The organism is Micromonospora sp. B11E3 (genome assembly GCF_039871625.1).
GTDB lineage: Bacteria > Actinomycetota > Actinomycetes > Mycobacteriales > Micromonosporaceae > Micromonospora.
Genome location: NZ_JBDPMC010000143.1, coordinates 1 through 7,741 on the forward strand (window position 1 = coordinate 1; position 7,741 = coordinate 7,741).

General features: G+C 70.3%; 9 protein-coding genes and 1 pseudogene. 5 read left to right on the top strand and 5 right to left on the bottom strand.

All coding sequences use genetic code 11. The features are described 5' to 3' along the window. The first annotated feature begins 297 nt into the window (after positions 1-297). Positions 298-1,764, top strand: a complete 1,467-nt coding sequence (locus ABGB16_RS32630) for a hypothetical protein (RefSeq protein WP_347671918.1) — start codon at positions 298-300, stop codon at positions 1,762-1,764. Between the two features lie 12 nt (positions 1,765-1,776). Here ABGB16_RS32630 and ABGB16_RS32635 read toward each other — a convergent pair whose 3' ends face one another. From ABGB16_RS32635 to ABGB16_RS32645, 3 genes and pseudogenes are all read right to left on the bottom strand, one after another. Further along, positions 1,777-3,696 (bottom strand): hypothetical protein, encoded by a 1,920-nt coding sequence (locus ABGB16_RS32635; RefSeq protein ID WP_347671919.1) that lies wholly within the window; start codon positions 3,694-3,696, stop codon positions 1,777-1,779. Beyond that, a complete protein-coding gene (locus ABGB16_RS32640) occupies positions 3,693-3,944 on the bottom strand; it encodes a hypothetical protein (protein ID WP_347671920.1) in 252 nt (83 codons plus the stop codon). The genes ABGB16_RS32635 and ABGB16_RS32640 overlap by 4 nt, the downstream gene beginning before the upstream one ends. Beyond that, positions 3,941-4,189: pseudogene (locus tag ABGB16_RS32645) on the bottom strand (DivIVA domain-containing protein); the annotation flags it as partial. The pseudogene ABGB16_RS32645 and the gene ABGB16_RS32640, both read right to left, overlap by 4 nt. 404 nt (positions 4,190-4,593) lie before the next feature. Between ABGB16_RS32645 and ABGB16_RS32650 the strand changes: the two are divergent. After that, complete coding sequence (locus ABGB16_RS32650; RefSeq protein ID WP_347671921.1) at positions 4,594-5,454, top strand: helix-turn-helix transcriptional regulator; 861 nt, start codon at positions 4,594-4,596, stop codon at positions 5,452-5,454. Further along, positions 5,447-5,641 carry a DUF397 domain-containing protein gene (locus ABGB16_RS32655; protein WP_347671922.1) on the top strand — a complete coding sequence of 65 codons (195 nt, stop codon included), beginning with the start codon at positions 5,447-5,449 and terminating at the stop codon, positions 5,639-5,641. Before ABGB16_RS32650 ends, ABGB16_RS32655 begins: the two co-directional genes overlap by 8 nt. 53 nt (positions 5,642-5,694) lie before the next feature. On the opposite strand, the gene ABGB16_RS32660 is transcribed toward ABGB16_RS32655, so the two are convergent. Both ABGB16_RS32660 and ABGB16_RS32665 read right to left on the bottom strand, forming a co-directional pair. Further along, a complete protein-coding gene (locus ABGB16_RS32660) occupies positions 5,695-5,937 on the bottom strand; it encodes a hypothetical protein (protein ID WP_347671923.1) in 243 nt (80 codons plus the stop codon). 6 nt (positions 5,938-5,943) lie between these two features. Then, the gene (locus tag ABGB16_RS32665; RefSeq protein WP_347671924.1) at positions 5,944-6,234 is read right to left on the bottom strand and encodes a type I restriction-modification system subunit M N-terminal domain-containing protein; all 291 of its coding nucleotides are present in this window, start codon (positions 6,232-6,234) and stop codon (positions 5,944-5,946) included. A 422-nt stretch (positions 6,235-6,656) separates the two neighbouring features. Here ABGB16_RS32665 and ABGB16_RS32670 point away from each other — a divergent pair, with 422 nt between their 5' ends. Then, complete coding sequence (locus tag ABGB16_RS32670) at positions 6,657-7,124, top strand: hypothetical protein (RefSeq protein WP_347671925.1); 468 nt, start codon at positions 6,657-6,659, stop codon at positions 7,122-7,124. Then, complete coding sequence (locus ABGB16_RS32675) at positions 7,121-7,474, top strand: hypothetical protein (protein WP_347671926.1); 354 nt, start codon at positions 7,121-7,123, stop codon at positions 7,472-7,474. Before ABGB16_RS32670 ends, ABGB16_RS32675 begins: the two co-directional genes overlap by 4 nt. Positions 7,475-7,741 lie beyond the last annotated feature (267 nt).

The window sequence follows — 7,741 nt, forward strand, 5'->3', positions numbered from 1 at the left end:
CACAAACACGACTGGAGCAAGCCGACCAACGATCGGCGGCTCCCACACACCCGCCGACTCACCCCGACATCGAAATGATCAACCGGTGACCGCCGCCAACCGCGTCGGTGGATCAAGGCTGAGCTACGAAGCGAGGCCCTGGAAGTCTCCCGTCGAGTCGAAGCGGAGGGTGACCAGGTTGACGCGGACGTAGCGATACCAGTGATCTCCAGTCGGTTCGACCCAAATCTTTTGAACCTTCCGGGAAACTGGGCCGACGTTGTTCGACTCACCGCCCGCTCCGGTTTGGCCGACTTGATGGGCGAGCTGGTGGATGCCCTTCCCTTCACGAACGGCAACGCGTCGGGCGCACTTCCGGCTCTCACCGGGATGACGCCTGACTCAGTCCGGGCACGGCTGGCCGAAGTCGCGGGGAGCTTGGCATATGCCGAAAGATCGGGGCACCACGACTTTTTGCCCACTGAAGCGTTGCGCAGTCTTGCCCGAGCGCACCGGACAGAGCTACCGGTGGAGGTGGTGATCGGCAGCAAGGGCGCGGGGAAGACCTTCACCTATCTTCAGCTCTGCACCCGGCCCACCTGGGCGTCGTTCGCCGAAGCCGCTGACGTCGGGGGCTCGCCGCTCGAAGCACCCACCGTCGCGGTACTCGCCTCTACCACCCTCGAACGTGAGGTGGAAGGGATGATCGATGACTACCGGACGGCAGCCGCTCGGCGGCTGACCGGGGGGGCGCCCGCCCCGTTCCTGGCCATTCGCGAGTTGGTGGGGGACGCCCTCCACCAAGAGCGCAGTCCCCGTCAGTGGCGTCGGCTCTGGCTGGCTTGCTTCGGCCTCTCGCTCGGTTTGGACGTCACGGAAGAAACGGCCGAGGAAGCGCTAACCGATTTCGCAGGTCACCACTCAGCGGTATTCGTACTCGATGGCCTGGAAAACCTTTTCCGAAACTTCGTCAACGACAAGCAAGAACAGCTTGCCCTACGGGCTCTGCTGGTCGACTGTCCGGAGTGGCTGCGCACGCTACGAGGTCGCCCGCTTGGGTTGGTCGCTTTCGCGCGACGCGACCTGGTCCGCGCAATCGGACACAATGTCGGCCAGTTCGAACGACGCTACGAAAAGTACGCACTGAGGTGGAATCAGGAAGAAGCGCTACGCCTGACCGCTTGGGTCTGTCAGCGCGGCGGGGCGCTTCGCCTTCCAGACGAAGAGGTACGGACAGCTACCCGGGAAGTTCTCTCCCAGCAGATGTTCGCAGTCTGGGGTGAAAAGATGGGCACGACCAAGTCACGGGAAGCCCGCTCGGAGGTCTGGTTCTTCGCCGCTTTGTCAGACTTCAACCAACAGATCCAGGCCCGAGACATCGTCTCGTTCCTGGCGGCTGCCGCAGAGGGCTCCATCGGCGGTGGGGACCGCTGGGCGGACCGCGTCCTGACTCCCCTGGCGATGCGCAACGCCCTACCCAAGTGCAGTCAGCAGAAGATCGCGGCTATCAGCGAAGAGAACGAGCCTGTCGCCGGCCTTCTACGTCGGCTCCGTTCCCTGGAGCCCGCATATCGTTCGCTACCGTTTGAACTCGACACCGTTGGGCTGAGCACCCGGGACGCAGAACTGCTGGAAGCCAACGGAGTAGTGCTGGCAGAGGATGGCCAGTACTGGATTCCGGAAATCTTCCGGCATGGCCTGAACTTCACGATGCGAAGCGGCCGCCGTCCCCGGGTGCTCGCGGTAGCCCATCTCGTCCGCCGTCGAAACGACGTGACCGGTTGACACCAAGTCCAATCAATCGGCAGGGCTGGAGGCTGCCGAGGAGTTGTCGTGACGGTGGGTTGTGTGCCCCGTGCGGGTGATGCGCAGAGTCACCGCCCGGCCGGGGTGCTCGGCGGCGAGCCGGAGCAGCGTGGGCACCGGGTCGGCGACCGGTTCGCGGGCCGGTGAGCGGGGCGCCGGCAGCGGCTCGTCCGGGTCGGTCGGGACCAGCCCGACCAGGTCGTCGGCCAGGTGGGTCAGGCAGTCGTCGAGCGCCGCCGCGAGGCTGGGCCGGGTGGGCAGGTCGTCCGGGTGCACCGGGGCGTCGCGCATCCGTACCTCGACGGACCAGTAGCGGCCGTCCGGCCCGAGCGGGTGGCCGGCGTACTGCCGCAGGTCGACGAGGCTCACGTGCAGCGCCAGGTCGAGTCCGGCCACGAGCCGGGCCAGTTCGGCCAGCGGCGGCACGTCGGGGCGGGCGGCGGTGACGATGAGCCGACCGGCGGGGAGCCCACGGCCGGCCTGCCGCACGTACTCCCCCACCGGGTCGGCCCCGGACCAGGGCAGGGTGACGTACCCGTCGCGTAGCTCGCGCGGGATCGCGTGGCCGCCGTCCGCCTCCGCCAGGTCCTCCGGCGGTACCCCGAAGACGCGCGCCCACGCCCCGAGCCGGTAGCGCTCGGGAAGCTGGACCACGCAGCGACCACCCGGGGCGGTGGCCACCGCGCGGGTGACCTCTGGAGCGCCGGCCCGCCAGGCCAGGTGGACCACCCGGTGCCGGAGGTCGGTGAGGGTGACCAGCAGCGCCCGGTGCAGCCGGCGGGTGCCGCCGCAGGTGGCGCAGCACAGCGCCGAGCGCCGCCGCCCGGTGCCACCGCAGCGGTCGCAGTCATCGGCCGGCCCGGTGCCGCAGCCGGCGCGGTCGTCGGCCGGTCGGCCGCCGGCCAGGCACCGGCAGACCCGCGTCGGGCTCTCCGACCGGCAGTCCGGGCAGGGACGGCCGGGCACCGGTTCGCCGAACCGTGACGGGTCGGGCGGCTCGACGACCCGGTGCAGCGGCGACCGGACACGGCCGCCGACCGACAACGCGGACCGGCCGGGCGACCCGTGGGCGGCGTACCGCAGGCCCGTGCACCACCAGCGGCCGTCCCGCCACACCGCCTGGGCGCCGGGCCGGTCGGTGCCGTCGGTCGGCTCGACCAGCTGGGCGAGGACACGCCGCTCGATCCGCCCCACCGGCCCGGTCTGCGGCGGAAACGGTCGGAGGGCCGGCGGCGTCTCCGGCACGTTGCCGGAGAGCCGCAGGTCAGGATCGAGCAGGCGGGCCGGGGCGGTCAGCCCCCGGTCGGTGAGACCGGCCAGGGCCGCCCGCACGTCGGTGCGGGTCAACGCGGTCGCCAGGTCGGGGCTGCCGTCCACCGGGCCGTCCGGGACGGGCGGGCCGGGCACCTCGTACCGGACCGTCCAGCGCTCTCGGTCGTCGTGCCGGCGAACCGCCACGACCAGGTCGAGCAGGAGCAGATCGGCCAGGCCGCAGAGCTGGGCGAGCCGGGCGGCCGGGTCCACCGGGGACGGTAGGGCCGACCCGGCCAGCCAGAGCCGCCACGGGCGGCGGGCCGCCTCGGCGAGGGCCTCCGCCGCCAGGGCGTGCCGGTCGGCGGCGGGCAGCTCGGGCCGCCAGGCCGGCGGGAGGCGTACCAGCAGCGGGTCGGGGTCGAGCGCGGCGGCGACGGTGGTCGCGAGGTCGCGTACCCGGGGAGTCAGGTCGGCCACCCCGCCACCCGCCGGGTCCGGGCGGGGATCGAGGTCGGCGGGCGTCACCCGGTGGGAGGCGACCGCGCCGGTGTCCCGGTTGGCGACGGTGAGCAGGAGTTGCGCCCGGCGGCGGCCCCGCCAGCGGCAGCGCGGGCAGCCGGTGCCGGCGCACCCCGGGCATACGAGCGCGTCGCTCATCGCGGCGGCCTCGGCGAGCAGGGCCCGCCGTGGTCGACCCGGCGCACGCAGCGGCGGTGGTCGGACAGCGGCAGGTCGCAGAAGACCCGGTGCCGTACGCCCTGCTCGTCCTCGAAGCTGACGGTGACCTCGGCCGCGTCCACCTCGGACAGGAAGCTCACCGAGCGGGCCAGCGTGCCGGCGAAGTGGCGTGCGGCGGGCAGGTCGGCCGCGGTGAACGGCAGGTGGGCCACGAAACGTCCGCTCACCGGGCACCTGCCCGCTCGCGCCGGGCGGCCTCGGTCTGCCAGTTCCGCAGAGCCGTCCTGATCCGGTCGGCCTCCGCGTGGGTGCGGGCCACCTCGCCGTAGAGGGCGGCCAGGTCGTCGGCGACCCGGTCGAGGAACTGCCGTACCTCGACGGCGTCCACGCCGCGCCAGCCGCGTGGGGTGAAGACCCGGTCGCGGACCTGCCAGGGTCGCAGCGGGCCGGTCGCGCTGCTCCGGTACGCGGTTCCGCGCGGTCGCCGGCCCCCCGGGGTTGCATGATTCGGCTCTCCGTGGCTCCGCCAAGCGGATTCCGCGTGGGATTCCCATGACCCAACCACACGGCAGCCAATTGACACGGCCCGCCGGAAAAATGCGCGCACGAGGACACCGCTCCTTTTCGAAGTCGTGACGACAAACCCGGACCCGCTGGCCAGGCCAGCGAGAGAGGACGGCGCGGCGACCGACTCCGGGGAACCGAAGATCGCCGCACCAGGGCCATCATTGCGACCGGATCGGCAATCACGCAACGTTCTTCGGCCCCGATTCTTGACTTGCTTATGCCCAACGGTTAGGCATTCCTGAGAAGGCATTCCGGATGTTGCAAAATTGGACGGAGGCGTGATCGTTGGCCGAGGACATAGGTTCGACGGTGCCGCGACGGCAGCTCGGCCGGGCGCTGCGGCAGTTGCGCACCGAGGCGGGGGTGACGCTGGACGCGGCGGCCGAGTCGCTGGAGTGCAGCAGGCAGAAGGTCTGGCGGATCGAGAGCGGCCTCGGGTCGGTACGGGCGGTGGACGTCCGCGCGATGTGCCAGCTCTACGACGCGAACCCGGAGTTGACCGGCGCGCTGGCCGCGCTGGCGAGCGAGACGAAGGCGAAAGGCTGGTGGCACGCCTACGGCGACGCCATCCCGGACTGGTTCGAGCTGTACGTCGGCCTGGAGTCAGCCGCTTCCCGACTCCGGTTCTACAAGAACACGTTGGTGCCGGGCCTCCTTCAGACGAGAAGGTACGCCCTCGGCATCTATCGAGTCGACCAGCCGGAGATGAGCGAGGAAGACCGGCAGTTGGCGGTCGACCTGCGGTTGCAGCGGCAGTCCCTGCTCACCCGCCGGCTGCCCCGCGCGCCACGCGTGCGGGTGACGCTCTGCGAGTCGGTGCTCCTGCGCCCGGTCGGCGACGCGTCCGTGATGGCCGAGCAGCTTCGGCACCTGCTGGAGGTAACCAACCTGCCGAATGTCTCCATCCACATCCTGCCGCTGGCTGCCGGGCCGCATCTCGGAGCGGTGGGCGGCGAGTTCGTGATGCTGGAATTTCCACCGGGCAACCGGAGCACGCCCGAGCCCGCCGTCGTCTACTGCGAGTCGTGGACCGGGGCGCTGTACCTCGACCGGCCGGCAGAGTTCGCGGCATACGAGAAGGTCTGGTCGAGCCTGGGGCGACTCGCCTTCGATGAAGGACAATCGAGAAACGTGATCAACAAGATCCTTGGGGAGATTCATCATGGCTGACCTGACCGGCGCCCGGTGGCGCAAGAGCACCCGCAGCGGCGGCAACGGCGGGGAGTGCGTCGAGGTTGCCGACAACCTGCCCGGCCTCGTCGCCGTACGCGACAGCAAGGACCCGGCGGGGCCCGCCCTCACCTTCGCCCCCGCCGCCTGGGTCTCCTTCACCCGCGAGGTCAAGCGCACGCGCTGACAGCCACCCGGGTGCGGCGGGCGTCGAGGCCGCCGCACCCGGGTGAGTGGTCGTCAGTAGTACTCGCGGATGTAGCCGAGCGCCTGCCCGAACACGTCGGGTGGGACGACCGCGTTGCTCAACGTCCTGGTGGAGAAGTGCTCGATGAGATCGAGCAGCTTGGCGTCCGGCAGCTTGTCCTTGTTCGTCCAGGCAGCGCTCCCGAAAATGCCGTACAGCACGTCCGGGTTGGCCTTCTCGATCGCGCGGAAGGCGGTCACCAGGGCCTGCCCGACGTTCTCGGTGCGGGCGCGCACGTCCTCTCACCGGCAGCCGGAGGGGATGCCGAAGCGGTGGTTCTCGGCGAACGACGCGTACTCGTGGTCGTCGCCCGACTCCGCCAGCGCCCGCTCGTACTCCTCGGTGTAGACGTCGCTGATTCGCTTGAAGAACATCAGCGGGAAGATGTACGCCTTGAAGTCCGCCTGGTCGATGCTCCCGCGCAGCAGATCGGCGGCTCTGGCCAGATACTGCTCCAGCTCCGACAGGCTCAGCGGGATGGCGAGTGTGTCATGGGTCGTCGTCGCGGATACCCGCGCGTATCGATCGGTCACGTCGGGCACCGGTCCACGGCCATGTTTGTTGCTGTCTCCTCGGGGATTGCCGGCATGCCGCCGTGCCGGTCTCCTACCGTAACGGGGAGGCAGACAGCGAGGAATCCTCCGGGCCGGTGGCAAGAGCGTGTCGCTGGTTGCGCGGTCAGTCCAACCGGCCGGGTCCGGCATGCTGATGGCCTACGCGGTGACCGACTCACTGGCCCTGATCGCCCGGTTCATCAGCCCCGACGGGCTCGCGGAGATCGTCCCGGCCAAAGCACCGCCGTGAGCGCGCAGCCAAGGGTGACTGCGGCGAGGGCCACGGGTCAACCGGCCGCTGTGGGTGAGCCATCCTGACCAGCAGCAAGGGCCCTCACCGCGGGTGGGCCCCTTCGCCATGTCCTGGCAATTCCGCCCACCTCTGAAGTAGTGTTGATGTCATGTCGATGCCGTTGGAGTCCGTGCCGTTCTCGGAACTGCTGCGCCAGCCGGCGGAAACCACCGAGCGGCTGGCCCGCGCTCGCGCGGTGCGGCTGCGCCGCCGCGACGCCGCCGACCTGGTACTGATGTCCGCCGACCGGGCGGAAGCCGAGGGCGAGGTGGTGGACCTGACTGCCCGGCTGCTGGCCAGCGTGGTGCGCCGGGACCCGGCCCTGGTGCGTGAGGCGCTGCCAACCGTGCTGCCCTGGGTGCGATTCCTGCCGCCCGGAGACCTCGAGCAGATGGCCAGCGAGTTCGTCGACACGGCGGAGGCGGCTGCGGCGCTGGGCAACACCGCAGCAGTATCGCAGTTGCTCACCGAGTGGCGGCACACCGCCGAGATCCACGCGGACCCCGACCTGCACCGGGTCCTGGCCGCGTCGAGCGCCGGCGACTTCGGGCCGGTGGCGCGCCCTGCCGGCGAGTGAGCGCGAAGCGAGGCGACCGGGCGGCGCCGCCACCACGCCCCGGCGGCTACACCCTGCGGTTCGCCACAAACGACGCGGCCAAGGGCTGGGAGGAACTGTGCCGCCAGGCCGCGGCCAACACGCGCGCCGCGTTCGACGCCATCGAGGCCAACCCCTGCCCGTCCCCGCCGACCAGCCGCCAGCACCCCCTCAAAGGCTCCCTCGCCACCACGGGGCACAACGGAAAGACGCTGCCGCAGTGGCAGTACGAGGTCACCGCCGGCGGCTGCATCTGGTACCTGGTCGACCACGACACCCGCACCTGCTGGATCAAGCACGCCGGCACCGGACACCCCAAGGCCACCGACTAACAACCTCCAGAAGTCACCCTCCAGGGAGCGCGCAAGGGCGGCGTCGGATACCGGCTATGTCTCGATCGAAGCGAAGTCAAACCAGCTGAGATGAGAACACCTCGGGGGCCACCGACTCCTGCGGGTGAGCCCGGACTAGGCGCAACGCCGCTCGGTTAAGGTCCGGCGGGTGTTTCGCAATGGTTTGTGATGATGTCGATCGCGATGGTGGCTTTGTAGCTATGCCGGTCTACGTTGGGTCCGCGGGCTTGGTACTTGGAGTTTGAG